The sequence below is a fragment of the Pseudomonas sp. TSO6 genome (assembly GCF_056098905.1).
Genome location: NZ_JBLZWV010000025.1, coordinates 19,525 through 39,723, shown reverse-complemented (window position 1 = coordinate 39,723; position 20,199 = coordinate 19,525). Strand labels below are relative to the sequence as shown.

The following is a 20,199-nucleotide window of genomic DNA, read 5'->3' as shown; positions in this document are numbered from 1 at the left end:
CGTCCTGGGTGCCAAGCAAATGATGCAACTGATGGGCTGAAGAGCCTTTTTCAGCACAAAAACAAACGCCCCGAACAAGTCGGGGCGTTTGGTCTAGGGCCTGTCAGTGTGTTTTCACACAGTCTGCTAGGGCGCCTTTCTGGCCTTCCCTATCCGGCCATTAATACAATAAAACGGAACAAAGCCGATGCGTGCCAAAAATGGCCTTTTCAAAGGCCTCAGCCCTGTGGTGACCATTGGGTCACTCTTGATTGTTACTGCTTTCGTCATCCTCTGCACCTCACAAGGCGAACGTGCTGCCGGTGTATTCAAACACGCCTCCGACGTCATCTTGAGCAACCTCAAATGGTTCTATATCGGCTCTGTCAGCGGCGTACTCTGCCTCCTGCTTTTTCTGGCCCTCAGCCGTCACGGCCATATCAAGCTGGGTCGCCCAGACGAAAAGCCTGAGTTTAGCTTTGCTGCATGGATCTCCATGTTGTTCAGCGCTGGCATGGGTGTGGGACTCATCTTTTGGTCCGTTGCAGAGCCCGTGCTGCACTATGCGGGCAACCCCTTTTCGCCAGGCCTTACCAATGAGTCCGCGAGCATGGCGATGCGTATCACACTCTTCCATTGGGGGCTGCACCCTTGGGCGATCTTCACCATCATTGCGCTGGGACTGGCCTACTTCGCTTACCGTGAAGGATTGCCGCTGGCGTTAAGATCGGTGCTCTACCCCTTGATCGGCAAGCGTATCTACGGACCGATTGGCCATACCGTCGATATCATCGGTGCGGCCGTAACGGCTTTTGGTGTTTCACAGTCCTTGGGCATGGGGGTTGAGCAGATCAATACCGGCCTGAACCAGGTATTCGGTGTTCCCGTGAGCCTGTCGTTCAAACTGGGCATCATTGCAGTGGTCACCGTGATTGCCTCACTTTCGCTCGTTGCTGGCGTATCACGGGGGATGAAGCGGCTATCGACGACCAACATGTTCATATCGTTCGGCCTGATGCTGGTCGTGCTCGCGCTGGGGCCAACCAACTACATCATGAACCTGATGCTTGAGGCGACAGGCGATTACGCCCAGAACATCATCGGACTGAGCCTATGGACCGACACCCAGAACGACAGTGGCTGGCAAAACAGTGGACCGCTTTCTACCTGCCATGGTGGATGACCTGGGGGCCTTTCGTGGGATTGTTCATTGCTCGCATCTCGCGTGGCCGAACTGTCCGCGAACTGGTTTTTGGTGCTTTGTTGGTGCCTACGTTGGTCACCATTTTGTGGATGGCAGTTTTTGGCGGCACTGCGTTGAAAGATGAGCAAAATACCCGTCAGGCCTACCGTAGCTTGCCGGTGGCCGAGCAAACTGAAGTTGGCCCGTTTACGGGCGGACCGATTCTTGAGGCCACACGCAAGGAAACCACATCCGCGATGTTTACCCTGCTTGAGCGCCTGGGAGGTCACACACTCGGCGGCGCGCTGAGTATCATCGTGTGCTTGCTTCTGGCAGTGCATTTCGTGACGGCTGCCGATGCCGGCACTCAAGTCATGTGCATGCTTAACGCGGTCGGCGGGGTCAGCCCGCCAAATTGGTTGAGAGTGCTGTGGTGTGCATTGGAAGGTGCAATTGCGGCGAGCCTGATTAACGCCGGTGGACTCACCGCGATTCAGCTCGCAAGTATCGTCGTGGGACTACCGATTGCCATCTACATGGCCTTGGCAAGCTATTCGTTGCTACGAACGCTGCGCAAGAATGATGGGCTGTCTGCTGCCACATCCGCAGCGGCCCACGCACGTGTTGCAACACCTTCCTGAGACGCCGTAGTGTCACTGCCGGCGGGTCTCTTTCGAGACTCTCCGGCCAGGATTACAGCTGGATAGTTTGCCGCCCTCTCCACCCCTTCGTATCTTGTAATCCAACACCCCAGCAATCAGTTCGCGCCCCCTGTTTAAGAGCAGAGTCGGTCGTCTGTAACGCTTGAACCATCGCCGGTATCGACATCCCATCTGGCCCAGTGTTTTGACCCTCACATTCCCATTGCCCTGGTAATAACCAGATCGACGCGTCGTGGTGATCGTTAACACCCAGCACAGATACGCACCAGGGCGCTGCACTGATCTCGATACAGAAGAACCAATGGCGGTATTGGGGGTTGATTTGAAGGGTGCTGAAGCAGCACATGAGATAACTTGAGAACGTAGTTCGCAGTTCGTGACGGCGCTGACTGCAAGTTGAGTAACCGCTGACCGAGGTTGATCAGCGGTTAACCTTCATTCCCCCGACACTGGATTGATGCCCAAGGCTTTTTGACAAGATGGGCATCACGTGAGTCAGGAGAAGGTGCGGTGTGGATCGATCACGAATTTCTTCGGTACGCCTGCATCGAATTCACCGTAGCCATTAGGCGCCTGGTCCAGGCTGATCACCTGTACACCCACGATTTCAGCAATGTTGATGCGGTCCCACATGATGGCCTGCATCAACTGACGGTTGTACTTCATCACAGGTGTCTGGCCCGTGTGGAAACTGTGCGACTTGGCCCAGCCCAAACCGAAGCGGATGCTCAGCGCACCGATCTTGGCGGCAGCATCATGGGCGCCCGGGTCTTCAGTCACATAAAGGCCTGGGATGCCGATTTTCCCGGCAACACGGGTCACTTGCATCAACGAATTGAGCACGGTGGCCGGGGCCTCCTGCTTGGCGCCTTCATGGCCATGGCCACGCGCCTCGAAACCAACAGCGTCCACCGCGCAATCGACTTCTGGTTCGCCCAAGATGTCGATGATCTGCTCATGCAACGGGGTGTCTTTGGACAGGTCAACCACTTCGAAGCCTTGCGCCTTGGCGTGAGCCAGGCGAGCTGGGTTCAGGTCACCCACGATCACACAGGCTGCGCCCAGCAGACGTGCAGAAGCAGCGGCAGCCAGGCCAACGGGGCCGGCACCGGCGACGTAAACAGTGCTGCCAGGGCCAACACCAGCCGTAACTGCCCCGTGATAGCCGGTTGGTAGAATGTCGGACAAGCACGTCAAGTCCCGGATTTTCTCCATGGCTTTGTCGCGATTCGGCAACTTCAGCAGGTTGAAATCTGCATACGGGACCAGGACGTATTCGGCCTGACCACCTGTCCAGTCACCCATGTCGACATAGCCATAGGCCCCGCCGGCGCGAGCCGGGTTGACTGTAAGGCAGACACCCGTGTGCATTTCTTTGCAGGACCGGCAGCGACCACAGGCGACGTTGAAGGGGACTGACACCAGATCGCCGATCTGCAGATGCTCGACATCCCGCCCCTTCTCGATGACTTCACCGGTGATCTCGTGGCCCAGTACCAGGCCCACCTGAGCAGTGGTGCGACCACGGACCATGTGTTGGTCAGAGCCGCAAATATTGGTGGAGACCACCTTGAGGATCACCCCGTGCTCGATTTTCTTGCCGCGCGGGTCCTGCATTTTCGGGTAGTCAATGTGTTGCACCTCGACCTTACCTGCACCCAGGTACACCACACCTCTGTTATTTGCACTCATGTACTACCTCTCTTTATGACAAAACAGCTTCACTTCAAAAATCGATCTTCAAATGGATAGCGTGTGAGCACCTCACAGCCGTCATCCGTGACCAACAACTGGTTTTCAAGCTTGATCCCGTCTCGCCCACCTACTTCACCGACGTAAGCCTCCACGCATAGCGTCATGCCCGGTTCGAGAACACCTTCATAACCGTACGCATCGACGTCCTCGGGATAACGAATGCATGGGTATTCGTCGCACAGGCCGACACCGTGGAACATCACCCCGTAGCGTTGCGCCCGGCATGATTCGGGCAAACGGTGCCCAAGCCTGGTCAAGTCAGTGAAACCGACACCCGGGCGGACGAGGTCGGTGTTGTAGCGAATGTGCTCGTGGGCGATCTGATACAACCGCTTCTGTTCTGCTGTAGGCGCCAGATCCCCGCAGATCCAGCTACGCGACATGTCTACGCACATGCCATAAGCGCCGATCAGATCGGTGTCGAAGGACAACAGATCACCTTCACTCAAGACCCGCGGACCTGACTCCTGGTACCACGGATTTGTGCGCGGCCCGGAGCTTAGGATGCGCGTCTCGATCCACTCGCCGCCGCGACGAATATTGCCGGCGTGCAACGCCGCCCAGATGTCATTCTCAGTGGCACCTGCATGCATGGCCGCGCGCATTTCGCTGATAGAGGCCTCGCAGGAGGCGACGGCGCAGCGCATGGCCTTGATCTCGTCAGGCCCTTTGATTACGCGCGCATACTCAGTGACTTCCTGGCCGCTGCAGACCTGTACCCCCAAGGCATCGAGGGCTCGCAGGCCCGCGACCTCAATGCGGTCGATAGCCAGTCGACGGTTAGTGCCGCCGTGCGTACGCAGTAGCTCATCTATCTCCCCGGCAAAACGCTTTGCGTGCTCATCCGTACGACCACCCGTTTCAAAGTAGAAGAAGGAGGCGCCGCTACGCAGTTCATTTATCAGCGGCAGATGTGCAGAAAGGTGATCACAGCCATGGAAATCCCACAGCACCACGTGCCCACCCGCCGAGACAAAACAAGCCCTCGCTGGATTGTGCGCCGTCCACAACTGCATGTTCGTGGTATCTGTGGCATAGCGAATATTGAGCGGATCGAACAACAGAATGCCGGCAAGGTCCCGAACTTGGAGTTGCTGGACCAGGCGTCCCAAACGGTACTCACGCATCGTCGGAAGATGCGGCGCATCCAGCGACAATGCAGCCCACTCGGCGAAGGCAAGTGGCGTAGGGCCAATTTCAGTGCGGTCGTTGTTCGCCAGAGAGCCATCCGGGCGGTAGCGGGTGGGATCGATACGCCGGTTGCTGGCAGGGATGGAAAATGGGGTGCTCACCATAGTTCAAGGTCGTCCCGATGTGCTTGTTATGCATTCACCTACACACCAGACCCGCTACTGCCGTGGCTATTTACGCGAGGCGAAGCGGGTTGGTGCCGGAGCCCATGATCTTGTTAGTTACTGGCTTGGGTAGCAGCAGCTCGCGCCGCTTGCAGCCAACCATCAAATTCCTGCCGGTGAGCTGCAATCCAATCTTTGGTATGGCGTTGAATGTCTGCCATGGATTTTTCACCCTGCTGCATCTTCAGATTCTGCGCACTTTCGTCAGCAGCCGGGATTTGCATGAGGGAGAGAAACTTCATCGCTGCCGGATTTTTCTCCGCGAAATTGCGGTTTACCAAGGCCTGCACCTTGTCCAGAGCGAACCCGAGATTTTTGCCTTCGTAGACAGTATCAACGGTGTTATCGCCGCCCGGCAGATCGGTTCTGGGGACCTGCAGCCAAACGACATCTCGCCCTTCGACCAGCACGCCAGCCACCCACTGCGGAACCCACGTGTAGTAGAGCACCGGCTTGCCTTCCTTGAATCGAGAGATCGTGTCGGCCATCAGCGCGAAGTACGACCCCTGGTTCACATGGACAGTGCTTTCGAGATCATAAGCCTTCATTTGGTGAGCAATGACAAGCTCGCACCCCCAACCTGGATTGCAGCCGGTCATGTCAGCCTTGCCATCGCCATCCGCATCGAAAAGCTTGGCAATTTCCGGTTTCTTCAGGTCGGTGATGTACTTGATGTTGTACTGATCAGCTGTCTTTTTATCGATCAGGTAGCCCTGTAGAATACCAGGCAGGATGTTGCCAACTTTGATCATGTTGGCGTCGCCACCGGCCTTCTCGTAGAACGCAGCATGCAACTTGTCCCACGCGTTCACGGTGAAGTCGGCATCTCCAAAACCCACCGCGAGCACCATGGTGGCGTACTCGGTTTCCTTTGGCTGCTGAACCTTGTAGCCAAGCTCGCGCAGGCCCTCCACAGCAACTTCGCCGCGGAAACGTTCCTCATCGACAGTGGGGAACGCCGGCGTAATCTTTACCCCCTCCCCCGGCTTGTCAGCAGAGGCGTTGGCCCCCAAGCACAGCAAGCTCAGTGCTACGGCGCAGGTGCTCTGCAAGAAGTAGCGGGAAATTTTAGACTCGAACATCTTCGCGTACCTTTTTGGGATTGTTGGTTGGACTGCGGCAGATAGAACGGGTAGCTCAGGCGGCCTCACGCCGCCCTCGTGATGGGTCTGCTTTAAACAAACGAAGGACAATGCCTGTCGGCCCGGTGTGGTACCAGCGCAGGCTCGGGTCGGCGCTGGTGCGCGCACCCATGGCTTGGGTCAGGCGGTCGAGGAAGATCGCCAGCAGCACCAGGCCGACGCCGCCGACGGTCGCCAGGCCCATGTCCAGGCGGCCGATGCCGCGCAGCACCATCTGGCCCAGACCGCCTACCGAAATCATCGAGGCGATCACCACCATCGACAGGGACAGCATCAGGGTCTGGTTGAGGCCGGCCATGATGGTCGAGGTGGCCAGCGGCAGCTGCACACGGGTCAACATCTGACGCGGGGTGCAGCCGAAGGCGCGGGCGGCTTCGATCTTGTCTTCCGGTACCTGGCGGATGCCCAGGTTGGTCAGGCGCACCAGCGGCGGCAGCGCGAACACGATGGTCACCAGTACGCCCGGAACGTTACCGATACCGAACAGCATTACCACCGGTACCAGGTAGACGAACGCCGGCAGGGTCTGCATGGCATCGAGCAAGGGCCGGATGATGCTTTCCAGGCGGTTGCTGCGGGCGCAGACAATGCCCAGCGGGATGCCGATCACCGCGCAGAAGAACACCGAGGTCAGCACCAGTGCCAGGGTGGTCATCGACTCGGCCCAGACCCCGATCAGGCCAAGCAAGGTCAGGGTAATGAAGCACAGCAGCGCCATGCGCTTGCCCGCCAACTGCCAGCCCAGCAGCGATGACAGGAGGATGCCGATGGTGGGCGGAATGCTTTGCAGGGTGAACTCGATGCCGTTGAGCACCTGGTCGATCGGCCAGCGAATGGCGCGAAACACCTCGCGGAAGTTGTGCACGAGGAAGTTGAGGGTGGCGGTGACCCAGTCGCCCAGCGGGATGGTGGCCGCCTGGAACGGGTCGAGAAGGCTGAATTCGGACATGAGGGCTTACCTCTTCTTGTACTTAGTGGCGGCTCAGGGTCTGCAGCAGTTCGTTCTTCGACAGCGTGCCTTTGAAGGCGCCCTCGCGGTCGAGTACCGGCACCGGGTACGGCAGGTCGGCCGCGATACCCAGCACCTCGTGCAGCGGCGTGTCGATGTACACCGGCTGCTGCTCGTGCAGGCTGTAGCGTTCGCTGACGCTGGCACCGTTGGCATCGGTGTCGACCACACCGAGCAACTGCCCGCGGTCGTCGACCAGGTAGCCGAATGGCACACCGGCCTGGAAGCTCGGGGCCTTGCCGTTGACCTTGCACACCACCGCCGGGTCGAACCTGGCCACATCGCCGGCCTTGAGCACCCGCGAGCTGTCGTAGCTCTTGAAGAAGGTACGCACGTAATCGTTGGCCGGCTGGTTGATCAGCTCCTGCGGGGTGCCGATCTGCACCACGCGCCCGCCCTCCATGATGGCGATGCGGTGCCCGATGCGGATGGCTTCTTCGATGTCGTGGGAAATGAAGATGATGGTGCGCTGCTGCTCGGCCTGCAGGCGCATCAGCTCACCCTGCATCTCATGGCGAATCAGCGGGTCGAGGGCGGAAAACGCCTCGTCCATCAGCAGGATCGTCGGGTCGTTGGCCAGTGCCCGGGCCAGGCCCACGCGCTGCTGCATGCCGCCAGACAGCTGGTGCGGGTAGCTGTGCTCGTGGCCGGCCAGGCCTACCTGGCTCAGGGCTTCACGGGCACGGCTGTGGCGTTCGGCTTCCGCCACGCCGGCAATTTCCAGGCCGAAGGCGGTGTTTTCCAGCACGCTCATGTGCGGCATCAGGGCGAAGGACTGGAACACCATGCCCATCTCCTTGCGGCGCACATCGAGCAGGGCTTTGTCGGAAAGCCCGGTGATTTCCTTGCCGTTGAGGTGGATGCTGCCGGAGGTGGGTTCGATCAGGCGGTTGAACAGCCGCACCATGGTCGATTTGCCCGAACCGGACAGGCCCATGATGACGAAGATCTCGCCACGCTTGACGGAAAAGCTGGCATCGAACACGCCAACCACATGGCCGGTCTTGCTGAAGATTTCGTTCTTGTCGGCCCCCTTGCGGAGCATCTCCATGGCCATGTCGGGGTTGGGCCCGAAAACCTTGAAGATGTTTTTTACCGAAAGAATCTCATCGGCGTGACTCATACGACCCTCGTTATTATATTTATGTGCGATTTGGAAGAAAGCGAGATGAGGCTCAATGCCCCTACTTTAACCCCGGCGGGGGTTAACGCATCGGACAGACCGGTCAATTTGTATAACGAATAGGCAGCGACGACCAGCCCCATGAAAAGAGGTAATACCATGCCCACTTAAAGTTATGCGCATGCTATCAATCATTGCACGATGGGCAACGCGCTCGACACACAGTGTCGCCTTCCTAGTCAGCACCATCCTGGCGAAAATCAGAGGTCACCACGCGGCCTGGACGCCTTCGCGCTCGATAGCAGCCTTGAGCCAAGAGACGCTGGAATCTTCCATGATGCGTCCCGTACATTATGTTTTTGCAGAATAAACAATGGGATATTGGATCATTAAGGCTACCGCAACGACTTGCAACTTAGCCTGCTTAGACCCACCCTCCAGCCCAACAGCATTCAATCTTCGTTTCCAAACCAAATAAACAGAACGCCCTGCTTAGCCGCCGAGCACTTAAAGTAAGGCCGCCCCTGCGAAGCGCGAACAATTGCCAACCACCAGGTAATAGTGAAATGAATGCAAAAACAATAAAACTTCCAAATGACGACAGTGACTGTGGTTGGTATAGCCTACTGCCGGCGCCTGGCTCTCCTTGCGCTCTGAAAGGTGAACATCGAGCAGATTATGTAGTGATCGGTGCGGGGTTCGCAGGGTTGGCAGCTGCGCGCCGGCTAGCAGAGCAGAAACCCGAAGCCTACATCTACCTGCTTGACGCACAGCGTGTCGGGTTTGGGGCATCTGGGCGTAATTCTGGTTTCGTGATCGACCTCCCCCATAAAATGGCCTTGGAACACCCGGACCCAGAGGTCAAACAACGATTGCTGCGACTGAATCGGGCAGCCATTACCAGTCTCGAAAGCTCGATTACCCAGCACAATATCGACTGCCAATGGTCGCATGCAGGTCGGTATCAGGGGGCTGTGGGTGAACGAGGTAGAAGGTACCTTGAGAACTTTGTAACCCTGATGAAAGACCTCGGTGAGCCCTTTGAACTCATTGAACGAGACCCGCTCAGCAAGGTGCTTGGAACCCGGCACTACAGCCAGGCTGTTTTCACCCCTGGGTGCTACCTGATGCAGCCTGCAGCGCTTGTTCGAGGCCTTGCAGCCGCGCTGCCTTCAAATGTTCGCCTGTTTGAAGACTCCCCGGTAAGCCGTCTGCGTAAAGGTAGTAACGGCTACTGGATTGTTGATACTCCCGGTGCATCGGTCACCACCAAAAACGTGTTGCTCACCACAAGCATTTTCACTCGAGAGTTCGGCTACCTGAAGAACCGACTGTTGCCAGTGATGACCTTTGCCAGTTGGACTCGCCCGCTCACCGAAGGTGAGATGGCACAGTCAGGGATTACCACAGACTGGGGGCTGACGCCGGCAGATCACGCCGGTACCACTGTGCGCATGACCCAAGATCGCCGCCTGATCATCAGGAACGCCTATCAGCACGTCCCCCAATATGGCCAGAGCGTCAGTAACAACTTTCGTAGCAAGGTCCGGGCAAAACACAGGAGGTCCATGCTCCTGCGCTACCCACATCTCCAGGATGTTGAATTTACTCACACCTGGGGTGGCGCCTATGCGATCTCTCGCAACTTCACCAACTTCTTCGGGAAACTCGAAGAAGGAGTACATGCCTTGGCGTGTGACAACGGTGTAGGGGCTGCATGGGGAACGGTAGGGGGAGCTTTGCTTGCTGACCAGGTGGTAGGAAGCAGCTCATCATTGCTCAGTGACATCCAGTATGTCAGCGGAATGCCCTCACTGAATCCACCCGAGCCGTTGCTCTCCCTGGGTGTTCGTGCCCGGATTCGGTGGGCAGCCTGGAACAGCCGCAGCGAGCTATAAGTTCTGTAACAAGTCGGACACCTGAGCACTTAACTGAAGATGTGCTGATTCCGCCAGTCTTGAAATCGCTGGTAAACCGTTGACCAAGCGCCAAACCGTTCGGCCATGGCCGGCTAGCGATGCAGGAGCAGGAGCCAGCTCTGGCGCCGGTCCTGCATGAGCTACCGTGCCGACGAGGCAGCAATCTTCAATCCGAAGGCGATGAAGATACTACCGCTGATTCTGTCCAGCGCCTTCACCGTTGGCGCTCGGCTCAACAGGTTCTTCAGCGGCATCGTCGCTGCGATCAACAGGCCGAACCAGACGACTGTCAGCAGCACGTGAATCGAGGCCAGGAAGAACGAGTACGCCGACAGCGCAACGCCTGCCGGAATGAACTGAGGCAGGAAGGTCACGTAGAAGATACCCACCTTGGGATTCAGCAGGTTGGTCAGCAGACCACGGGCAAAAGCGCTCCAGCCTGACGCCGTGGCACCGCCCTCTTCCTTGCTCTGGAAAGACTGCCGAGGCTTGAACAGCAGTTTGACCCCAACCCACAACAGGTAGGCGGCACCAGCAGATTTCAGGACGGTGTAGGCGATTTCGGAGCGCTGCAGCAGCACACCCAGCCCGAGTGAGACGCCAGCCCCCCAAGCCAGACAACCTAGGGCGATACCGACGGCTGCCAGGAGTGCTGTACGACGCCCGTCTACCGCTGCAGCCCGGAGGACCATGGCCGTATCGACGCCCGGCGTGACAGCAAGTACCGAGGCTGCGGCAATGAAAGCGAGAAGCAGCGGTAGATCGATCATATCGGAACTCGCTTAGCAGATGACGACAAGCCATGTTGGCATCCAGGCCAGCGTCAATGATGAACGTTTGACGCCTTAGCGTGACGCCGACCGGCAATATGAACGCCAAGCCCCGCGAGCGCAAGCAGCGCACCTAGGCCACACACCGCACTCCAACCGCCGTGAGTCCAAGCGAAGCTGGCCCCTGCTGAACCCAGTGCTCCACCCAAGAACATCCCGCTCATCAAGATGGCGTTCAAGCGATTACGCGCCTCTGGGCGCAGAGACTGGATGACGTGCTGGTTAGAGACCTGCGCACCTTGAGCCCCAAAGTCCAGGAAGATAACTGCCACAACCAAGCCAATCACCATGCCCCAAGCTTCAAAGACAATCCATGCAAGGAGCATCGTCACGCACGCAATACCGATGACGAAATGAGGGCCTCGACGATCCGCCGTCCGACCTGCGATCGGTGCGAACAGAACACCCACAGCGCCGATGACACCGAACAGCCCTGCCACATCCGCACCTAACTGATAGTTGGCCGCCAAGTGAAACGCCAGGCTTGTCCAAAGCACACTGAACGAGCCAAACAAGCAGGCCTGAATCAGGGTGGCATGACGCAGTTGCGGCTCTTCACGCCATAGAGAAGCGAGCGATTTGAGCAGTTGACCATAGCTGTGGTTGGTCTTGGGTTTAGTCTTGGGCAGCGCAACTGCCAACACCACGCCGACCAGCAACGCCAGACCCAGTCCCAGCCAGAACATTGCCCTCCACCCGTAGTGCACAGCGACCGCACCTGCCAGCGCACGACCGAACAGAATGCCGCACAGCAGGCCGCTCATGACGATGCCAATGGTGGCCCCTCGGCGACTCGGTGCAGCGAGGTCAGCTGCAAAGGGCAGAATCTGTTGCGCAACGCTTGCAGAAACACCTACGAAAGCGGAGGCGGCCACCAACATCCACGCACTGGGGGCGATCGCGACGCACGCCAACGCCAGTGCAAGCGCGGCGCACTGCATGACGATCAGCCGGCGACGCTCAATGCGATCACCCAGAGGAACCAGCAGCAGCAGGCCGAGAGCATAGCCCAACTGGGTCGCAGTCGGGACCAGGCCAGTCAGTGACTCACGGCCAGGAAACGTAGCACTGATCAGTTCCAGCATGGGCTGGTTGTAGTAGATGTTGGCAACCGACATACCGCATGCGATCGCCATGATCAAAGTGAGGCTCAGGCTTATGGAAGCACTGCCGGCGGCGTCGCGGTGCGCCGCCGAGGCATTCCCAACGGATACCTTGTTCACCCTATTCTCCAGTGTTGCTTGTTCACGCGAGTGCAGCTACTCCCTCAATCGAGACTGAGGTAGCTGCACTGCATCAGGCTCGACAGCCCAGGAAGTTTTTCAGCGGCTTACCGGCGGCGTCTCGTGGATGAAGTCACCCACGACCCCAGAAACCTCGAACAGGTTGGCGGTGTCACCTGTGTGCAGGAAGGCGACATTGCTGCCCGGCGCCACCTTGCCTGTACGGATGTGGTCGAGCAGGCCGGCAAACCCTTTACCGGTGTACACGGGGCCCAGGAAGACACCCTCGGCCTGAGCCAAACAACGGATGGCGTCGACACTTTCCTGAGACGGTACGGCGTAGTTTTCGCCAATAAAGCGATTATCGACTTCTATTTCGCTGAGGATGGTTTCAAGAGACGGCGGCTCGATACCAAAGGACTCAAAGATGTGGCGAACACGCTCGGCGATGATCGACTCGTTGATCCAGAAATCTGGTTGATAGTGAGAGATCGAAATTGAGCGGAATTTCACTGGATGTCCGGTCAAGAGCTTGGCGGCCAGCATGCCAGGCAGAGCGGTTCCGGTACCGGTGGTGTGGTAGATGTAATCCAGTTCGACGCCTGCCGCACGGGCCTGCTCGATCATTTCGACGAAGGTCAGGACATGACCTGCGAAGCCGGTGGGATAAGCACCACCGGTAGGAACGATGAGCACTTTACGACCCTGGGCCTCGAGCTCGGCCTTGCGAGCGTTCATGGCATCCAGGACACGCTGCTTGTCGTCAGGGCGGTTTACGTAGGCACTGCCAGGGGCGGCCAGATAGTGCGTCTCAACGCCCATCAGCTTGTCCAGCAGCAGATTGCCACGATACTCGGACAACTCACCGTGCTGCGGCTCATCGCGAGTCAAGAAAAGGATCGGCGTGATGCCTGCAACCAAAGCTGCAGTTGCGAACTGCATGCCCGAGTTGGTGAGGTAAGCACCTTGGGTAATAATCGTGTCCACACCATCCTTGAGGGCCTGCCCTAGGATGAGTTCAGCCACCCGCATTTTGCTGCCGCTGAGCGCCCCTGGGCCGGCCATGTCTTCGCGCTTCAGAAACAGGTTGATGCCTTCAAGACGTGACAGGTTGTGCAACTTGTGGAACGGCGTTGGGTAGAAACCGACGTTTTTGCGCGGCAGGGTATCGAACAGGTTTTTTACGTCATTCAGATTCATGAGAAGGACTCTCTAGGTACTGGGCGTCTAACTTCAGTTAGACGGGTTGCTGCTTTTGAGCGACTTCAGGTACGCCCGCCCTTTTTCTTCGTCGTAATTGCCTTCCCATTTGGAAATGACCAGCGCCGCCAATGCGTTACCAATGACATTCAATGCGGTTCGCCCCATGTCCAGGAAACGGTCGATACCTGCAATGAAGGCTAGCCCCTCAAGCGGCAAGCCGGCGCTGGAGAGTGTGGCCAGCAGGATTACGAACATGAAACCTGGCACACCTGCCGCTCCCTTGGAGGTGATGACCATGGTCAACACCAGAACTATCTGTTCCTGCAGACCCAGTTCAATCCCATAGAGCTGTGCCACGAAGAGCGTACCGATGCCCAGGTAGACCGAAGCGCCATCCAGGTTGAAAACGTAACCAGTCGGAACGACGAAGGTGGTGATAGCCTTGGGAGAGCCGTAATCCTCCATTTTCTTCATCAGTTGCGGTAGCACGGTGGCCGAACTGCAAGTGGTGAAGGCGATCAACAATTCGTTCTTGATAATGCGCAGCAGGGTGAAAATGTTGAAGCCGAACAGGCGAGCCGTAACCCCGAGCACAACGAGCGTGAACACGATGATGGCAAGGTAAGTCACAGAGACCAGTTTCAAGAGCGGAAGCAGCGAGCTGAAGCCGAAATTCGCCACCGTTACGGTGATGAGTGCCGCAACCCCGATGGGCGCATAGCGCATAACCATCCCGGTCACCTTGAACATCGCGTCAGAAACACCGCGCAGCGTGTCGATAACGGGCTGGCGAATGTCTTTCGGAACGCTTTGCAGGCCCAGGCCAAACAGAACGGAGAAAAACAGTACCGGCAGCAATTCGCCGCGCGACATCGAGGCCAGAATGTTTTCTGGGATAATCCCCAGAATCAGGCTCATGAAACCATGGCTTTGCGCTGCACCTGCAGCTGCCTGCTGGAACTTCGAAACATCTGCGTGACCCAGTTGGGAGATATCAGTACCCGCACCTGGCTGCAGGATATTGCCAAAGACCAAGCCCAAGACAATCGCGATCGTTGTGATGATTTCGAAGTAGATGATGGTCTTGAGGCCGATTCGCCCCAAGGACTTACCATCGCCAACGCCGGCAATACCTACGACCATGCTGGTGAAAACGATGGGCACCACCACCATTTTGATCATGCGGATAAACAAATCACCAGCAGGCTGGAAATATTCAGTGATCACCGAGCTTCGCGTCTCAGGGTAATGGCTGAGTACTACTCCAGCTACTACACCTATGACCAAGCCCAAAGCAATTTGCCATGCCAACCCTAAGCGGAAAGAACCGCGCAGTGCGGGCATACGTGTCCTACTCGCCGAAATGCTCATATTTCACCTAGTTATTTTTGTGGTGACCGCTCATTGCAACCGCTGCAAATGTCCGTGCATCTGCACACCCCAAATCCTGAGGGGTGTGCGAGTCTAGGCGCGTAGGTTTTACGCCGCATAGTGCTGATTAATGATCGGGGTGTTGCCTAAAATGCAACAAGCTATAAGCGCAAACAGACTCAGACTTTAGAGACACCTAGGAGAAACCTTGAGCAAGCTCCCCCGTTGCCCTGGTAGATCGCAGCAGCGACATGAGGCATCATTTCGAGACGAAAAATCGCTTTGGTGTTGCCCATTTGTGAACGCTAGGTAAGAACTCCTCCTATGAGACATCTACACCTCTATCGATGCATTGCTGACGTCGCACGTCGAGGCTCGATTCGTAAAGCTGCTGAACATCTGCATCTGACGCCTTCAGCCCTGACGAGGAAAATTCAGGATTTTGAGGAAGAGCTGGGTACCACTATTTTCGAGCGACTGCCTCAAGGTATGAGGTTAACCGACGCTGGCGAGCTCCTCATGCGTCATATCCAAAACCAAAACGCTGACTTTGAATTACTACTGACGAAGATCTCCGATCTGGGGGGGTTACGACGAGGCCATGTATCCGTAGCAGCGGCTCAGGCATTTGTTGATAGCGTTCTACCTGAAGAGATAGCCTCGTACCGGCGAGAGCACCCTAAGGTGACTTTCTCAGTTGAGGGCCGCGACAACCTGCGCGGCATAGGCACCTTGGTAAACTACGAAGCCGACCTTGCCCTGCTCATCGACCCTCCCCCCGCCCCCGAACTGCTTGAGCTCATCGTTAAGAAGCAGCCTTTGTGTGCAGTAGTAAGAAACGATCATCCTCTGGCTGCTCTCAAAGAAGTGCGCTTACGTGAGTGCTGTGAGTACTCGGTCGCGATGCCAGCGCAGTCGTTGGCTATCCGTGCTCATCTAGATGGCGCCTTAGTGCAACGTCATTTGGCCTTCGATATTGCGGTCGAGTCAGACTCATTGGCGTTTCTACGGAGCTTTATCATAAGGGAGTCAGCAATCACCTTCCTACCACTGAGCAGCATCCCCAAAACCGATGACCGTATTCATGCATGCCCAATTAGTCATCTCGATTTAGAACCGCTAAGAGTCGTACTGGCCCAGCTCAAGGGTAGGACCCTTTCCACCGCAGCCCAAAAATTTGCGAACCAATTGATAGGGCACCTTGCTGACCTTAATTAGCACGTGTCTCACCCCCGGACAGCCCCTTCAATGATGAGCGGTACGCACAGTGCCGCTATATCCATTCAACGTGACGTCGAGGCAGATGATTTCGGGTCAATCCTGCCAGAGAGAGTCACTCGCGAAGCGAGCGAAGGAACGGGAAGGGAACCTGCCTCGTTCATGCCGACGAGGACAGTGACATCAGGGTCGATGGCGACGCTTTGCGATGTGTTGATTGAGCGGTAGGACCCTACTGCGGCTTTGGTTAGGATCACGGACGTTTCCTGAGCTGTAGAAAAACCTTAAAGCTTAGTTCACATAATCAGAGGAGCCAGAATAGTTGAGATTATTCTGCCAGTACGCTTACGCCAACCGGAAGCCGCAAGAGTGCCCTAGGCATAGCCCACAGTGTCCTTCAGCGCCCAACAGAGGTGCCTCCTTAGCGGAGGCTTTACAGGTGATGGTGACTACAGGCCAGCCACTTTTTCTGACGTGAGACAGTGGGCCAAGAAGAAGATATGTCCACCAGAACCCGCAGAAGGCCAGAGGAAGCCGAAGTAAAAATGGGGGACTAGATGGGGGACCAAAAACGTCCAAGCACAAAAAAGCCCTGAAAAATCAGGGCTTTAATGAAAATTGGTGGCGGAAGCGTAGGCATTCGAACTCATAAATCGTTTAGCGATACCTCCCCTCACCCCATGCCTACTAGACAGCATCGCTACGACACACCCTCGGCATACCTCAGAGACACAGACTGAGGCAAAACGCATGGCAGTCAACGGGAGCGAAGCGGGCTTCTAATTCTCCGACCCAACAATTTAATCCAGATTCTCACTGGCTCACGGCCAAGGCACGTGGTTATCGCTAGCACCACGGTGCGGGGAATCAAAAAATGCGCGAGGCATCAAAAATCTTCGGTGGGGCAAAAAGTGGGGCAAAAATGACCATTACCGAAAAACTTAAAGGCATAAAAAAATCCAGCCACCGCTAAGTGACTGGATTCTTTGGAGTTTTTTGGTCGGGACGGAGTGATTCGAACACTCGACCCCTTGCACCCCATGCAAGTGCGCTACCGGGCTGCGCTACGCCCCGACTGGGCTTTGAAGCATGTCTTCAATGTTGCTGAGGACGTTGAAGAATGTACCCTAACCATCTGATAAGTGGAAGCTTTTTCTTAAAAAAATTCCACCTATCGGAAAGATCTCACTTCTTCAAAACCACCAGCACATCCTCCAACTCAACAATCATCTGCCGAATCAGCTGCTTGTACTGGCTGGACTCATCCTTAGCCTCATCACTGGAGAGCCGTAACCGCGCCCCGCCAATGGTGAACCCCTGGTCATAAAGCAGCGCACGAATCTGGCGGATCATCAGCACATCCTGCCGCTGGTAATACCGCCGGTTCCCCCGCCGCTTCACAGGGTTAAGCTGGTCGAACTCCTGCTCCCAATACCGCAGCACGTGTGGCTTTACAGCACACAACTCACTCACTTCACCAATGGTGAAGTAGCGTTTGCCCGGTATGGGGGGCAGTTCGTCGTTATGGCTTGGTTCCAGCATAGGCCTCAACCCGGGCCTTCAACTTCTGCCCTGGACGAAAGGTGACGACGCGCCGTGCAGTGATCGGGATCTCTTCCCCTGTCTTGGGGTTGCGGCCCGGCCGCTGGCGCTTGTCGCGAAGGTCGAAGTTGCCGAAACCGGACAGCTTGACCTGCTCGTTCTCTTCAAGTGCGTGCCGAATTTCTTCGAAAAACAGCTCGACCAGCTCCTTGGCCTCACGCTTGTTAAGCCCCAGCTCCTCGTACAGCCTTTCGGCCATCTCAGCTTTCGTCAGAGCACCCATGCCGTTATTTCCTTAACGTGGTGTTCAACCTTTGTTCGAGCGAGGTGAGGATGTTTTGCAGGGTAGTGTTCACCTCATCGTCGTTAAGAGTGCGCGATGGATGCTGCCAGGTCAAGCCAACGGCAAGGCTTTTTCTATCAGGATCAATGCCTTTACCTTGGTAGACATCAAACAGCCTGAGGTCTGTGAGCCATTCGCCTGCATTGTCACGAATTAATTCAAGCACCGCGCTAGAAGCTACATCACGTCCTGCAATCAAAGCCAGGTCACGACGGGTTTCCGGGAACTTGGACAGCTCGCTGAATTTCGGCAGGCGGCCTTCGACCACGTCGCCCAGCACCAGCTCGAACAGGAACACCGGGCGGTCCAGGCCCAGGGCTTTGGCCAGCTCTGGGTGGATGGCGCCAAGGTAGCCAACCAGTTTGCCGTCACGCTCGATGGCGGCAGTCTGGCCTGGGTGCAGGGCGGGGTGTTTGCCGGCGCTGAAGGTGAAGTCGCTCAGGGCGCCGGAGTAGCCCAGCAGGGCTTCCACGTCGGCTTTGACGTCGAAGAAGTCGACGCCGTCGCGGCCGTTGGCCCAGCCTTCTGGCAGGCGGCTACCGGTGATGACGCCGGCGATCATAGGCTGTTGCTGCAGGTCACCCAGTTGGCCGACGAAGCGCAGGCCGCTTTCGAACAGGCGCACGCGGTCTTGCTGGCGGTTCAGGTTGTGCTGCAGTGCCTTGACCAGGCCCGGCCACAGGGACGCACGCATGGCGGCCATGTCGCTGGAGATGGGGTTGGCCAGCAACAGCGGCTCTACGCCCGGGCTGAACAGTTCGAACAGTTTCGGGTCGATGAAGCTGTAGGTGATGGCTTCCTGGTAGCCGCGCGCAACCAGCAGGCGGCGCAGGGTTGGCAAGTCACCGCGGGTTTCCGGCTTGCCCTGTGGGGCCAGGCGGGCTTGCGGGTAGCGAACCGGCAGGTTGTTGTAGCCGTACAGGCGGGCCAGCTCTTCGATCAGGTCCACTTCCAGGCTGATGTCGAAGCGGTGGCTTGGGACGTTGACGGTCCACTGCGCTACACCTTCAGAGCCGCCACTCTTGGTCGTGGTCAGTTCCAGGGCGTTGAGCAGTTGCTCGACCTGGGCTGGGTCCATTTCCATGCCGAGCATCTGGGTGATGCGTTCGGCGCGCAGGGTAACCGGGGCCACTTGCGGCAGGTGCTGTTCGCTGACAGCTTCGACCACAGGGCCGGCTTCGCCGCCGACGATGTCCAGCAGCAGCTGGGTGGCGCGCTCGATGGCTTCGCGGGCCAGCTGCGAGTCGACGCCGCGCTCGTAGCGGTGCGAGGCATCGGTGTGCAAGCCGTAGGAACGGGCTTTACCGGCGACGGAAATCGGCTCGAAGAAGGCGCTTTCCAGGAACAGGTCGCGGGTTTTTTCGGTGTTCACACCGCTGTGCTCGCCACCCATGACGCCGGCGATGGCCAGGGCGCGGGTGTGGTCGGCGATTACCAGGGTGTCGGCGCGCAGGGCAACTTCCTGGCCGTCGAGCAGGACGAGCTTTTCGCCCTCTTCAGCCATGCGTACGCGGATACCGCCGTTGATTTCAGCCAGGTCAAAGGCGTGCATCGGCTGGCCGAGTTCGAGCATCACGTAGTTGGTGATGTCGACGGCGGCGTCGATGCTGCGCACGTCGCTGCGGCGCAGGCGTTCGACCATCCACAGTGGGGTCGGCTTGCTGAGGTCGACGTTACGGATAACGCGGCCCAGGTAGCGCGGGCAGGCAGCTGGGGCGCTGACTTCGACCGGGCGCACTTCGTCGTGGGCAGGCGCTACGGCAGGCACCACCGGGCGGGTGACCGGGGTGTCGTACAGGGCGCTGACGTCACGGGCCAGGCCGGCGATGGACAGGCAGTCACCGCGGTTCGGCGTCAGGCCGATTTCGATGCTGGCGTCGTCCAGGCTCAGGTAGGTGCGAATGTTCTCGCCAACCGGGGCATCAGCCGCCAGTTCCAGCAGGCCGTCGTTCTCTTCGCTGATTTCCAGCTCGGCCGCCGAGCACAGCATGCCGAAGGACTCGACGCCGCGCAGCTTGGCCTTTTTGATCTTGAAGTCGCCAGACAGCTCGGCACCGATCATGGCAAACGGGACCTTGATGCCTGGGCGGGCGTTAGGCGCGCCGCACACGACCTGGAAGGTTTCCTGGCCGTTGGTCACCTGGCATACGCGCAGCTTGTCGGCGTCCGGGTGCTGTTCGGTGGCGAGGATTTCGCCCACAACAATGCCGCTGAACTGGCCGGCAGCGGGGGTAACGCTGTCGACTTCGAGGCCGGCCATGGACAGGCGGGCGACCAGTTCGTCACGGGAGACTTGCGGGTTTACCCAACCGCGCAGCCACTGTTCACTGAATTTCATGCTG

Annotated in this window: 14 protein-coding genes, 1 tRNA gene and 1 pseudogene; 3 read left to right on the top strand and 13 right to left on the bottom strand. The window is 57.7% G+C overall.

Translation table 11 applies throughout. The annotated features are described in order from the left end of the window. Positions 1 to 187: 187 nt before the first annotated feature. A pseudogene (locus ACN6NG_RS09700) lies at positions 188 to 1,803 on the top strand (BCCT family transporter). Positions 1,804 to 2,319: 516 nt separating this feature from the next. Here the strand turns inward: ACN6NG_RS09700 and fdhA are convergent. The 5 genes from fdhA to ACN6NG_RS09675 all read right to left on the bottom strand — a co-directional run bounded on the left by fdhA (position 2,320) and on the right by ACN6NG_RS09675 (position 8,208). Then, positions 2,320 to 3,516, bottom strand: coding sequence for a formaldehyde dehydrogenase, glutathione-independent (fdhA, locus tag ACN6NG_RS09695; RefSeq protein WP_044046974.1), 1,197 nt, complete (start codon positions 3,514 to 3,516; stop codon positions 2,320 to 2,322). A 29-nt stretch (positions 3,517 to 3,545) separates the two neighbouring features. Then, the gene (gene dddP, locus ACN6NG_RS09690) at positions 3,546 to 4,874 is read right to left on the bottom strand and encodes a dimethylsulfonioproprionate lyase DddP (protein WP_013972247.1); all 1,329 of its coding nucleotides are present in this window, start codon (positions 4,872 to 4,874) and stop codon (positions 3,546 to 3,548) included. A gap of 113 nt (positions 4,875 to 4,987) precedes the next feature. Beyond that, on the bottom strand, positions 4,988 to 6,016 hold the full coding sequence (gene proX / locus ACN6NG_RS09685; protein WP_044047238.1) for a glycine betaine/L-proline ABC transporter substrate-binding protein ProX: 1,029 nt from the start codon (positions 6,014 to 6,016) through the stop codon (positions 4,988 to 4,990). A gap of 55 nt (positions 6,017 to 6,071) precedes the next feature. Further along, a complete protein-coding gene (proW, locus tag ACN6NG_RS09680) occupies positions 6,072 to 7,025 on the bottom strand; it encodes a glycine betaine/L-proline ABC transporter permease ProW (protein ID WP_316927902.1) in 954 nt (317 codons plus the stop codon). Positions 7,026 to 7,047: 22 nt separating this feature from the next. After that, entirely contained in the window at positions 7,048 to 8,208 is a 1,161-nt protein-coding gene (locus ACN6NG_RS09675; RefSeq protein WP_474313697.1) for a quaternary amine ABC transporter ATP-binding protein, read from the bottom strand. A 566-nt stretch (positions 8,209 to 8,774) separates the two neighbouring features. On the opposite strand from ACN6NG_RS09675, the gene ACN6NG_RS09670 reads away from it, so the two are divergent. Next, the gene (locus tag ACN6NG_RS09670; protein ID WP_474313695.1) at positions 8,775 to 10,106 is read left to right on the top strand and encodes an NAD(P)/FAD-dependent oxidoreductase; all 1,332 of its coding nucleotides are present in this window, start codon (positions 8,775 to 8,777) and stop codon (positions 10,104 to 10,106) included. A gap of 161 nt (positions 10,107 to 10,267) precedes the next feature. On the opposite strand, the gene ACN6NG_RS09665 is transcribed toward ACN6NG_RS09670, so the two are convergent. The 4 genes from ACN6NG_RS09665 to ACN6NG_RS09650 form a co-directional block, all read right to left on the bottom strand. Continuing rightward, entirely contained in the window at positions 10,268 to 10,897 is a 630-nt protein-coding gene (locus ACN6NG_RS09665) for a LysE family translocator (RefSeq protein ID WP_474313694.1), read from the bottom strand. Between the two features lie 53 nt (positions 10,898 to 10,950). Then, on the bottom strand, positions 10,951 to 12,180 hold the full coding sequence (locus ACN6NG_RS09660) for an MFS transporter (protein WP_474313692.1): 1,230 nt from the start codon (positions 12,178 to 12,180) through the stop codon (positions 10,951 to 10,953). A 99-nt stretch (positions 12,181 to 12,279) separates the two neighbouring features. After that, on the bottom strand, positions 12,280 to 13,380 hold the full coding sequence (locus ACN6NG_RS09655; RefSeq protein ID WP_474313690.1) for a 1-aminocyclopropane-1-carboxylate deaminase/D-cysteine desulfhydrase: 1,101 nt from the start codon (positions 13,378 to 13,380) through the stop codon (positions 12,280 to 12,282). Between the two features lie 33 nt (positions 13,381 to 13,413). Then, positions 13,414 to 14,727 carry a cation:dicarboxylate symporter family transporter gene (locus ACN6NG_RS09650; protein WP_474313688.1) on the bottom strand — a complete coding sequence of 438 codons (1,314 nt, stop codon included), beginning with the start codon at positions 14,725 to 14,727 and terminating at the stop codon, positions 13,414 to 13,416. A 351-nt stretch (positions 14,728 to 15,078) separates the two neighbouring features. Here ACN6NG_RS09650 and ACN6NG_RS09645 point away from each other — a divergent pair, with 351 nt between their 5' ends. Then, positions 15,079 to 15,972, top strand: coding sequence for a LysR family transcriptional regulator (locus ACN6NG_RS09645; RefSeq protein WP_474313686.1), 894 nt, complete (start codon positions 15,079 to 15,081; stop codon positions 15,970 to 15,972). A gap of 997 nt (positions 15,973 to 16,969) precedes the next feature. Here ACN6NG_RS09645 and ACN6NG_RS09640 read toward each other — a convergent pair. The 4 genes from ACN6NG_RS09640 to pheT form a co-directional block, all read right to left on the bottom strand. After that, a tRNA-Pro gene (locus ACN6NG_RS09640) sits at positions 16,970 to 17,046 on the bottom strand. Positions 17,047 to 17,157: 111 nt separating this feature from the next. Then, positions 17,158 to 17,514, bottom strand: coding sequence for a MerR family transcriptional regulator (locus ACN6NG_RS09635; RefSeq protein ID WP_003250681.1), 357 nt, complete (start codon positions 17,512 to 17,514; stop codon positions 17,158 to 17,160). After that, on the bottom strand, positions 17,495 to 17,797 hold the full coding sequence (gene ihfA, locus ACN6NG_RS09630) for an integration host factor subunit alpha (protein ID WP_003250679.1): 303 nt from the start codon (positions 17,795 to 17,797) through the stop codon (positions 17,495 to 17,497). The genes ACN6NG_RS09635 and ihfA overlap by 20 nt, the downstream gene beginning before the upstream one ends. 4 nt (positions 17,798 to 17,801) lie before the next feature. Continuing rightward, on the bottom strand, positions 17,802 to 20,195 hold the full coding sequence (gene pheT / locus ACN6NG_RS09625; RefSeq protein ID WP_474313685.1) for a phenylalanine--tRNA ligase subunit beta: 2,394 nt from the start codon (positions 20,193 to 20,195) through the stop codon (positions 17,802 to 17,804). Between the last annotated feature and the right edge of the window lie 4 nt (positions 20,196 to 20,199).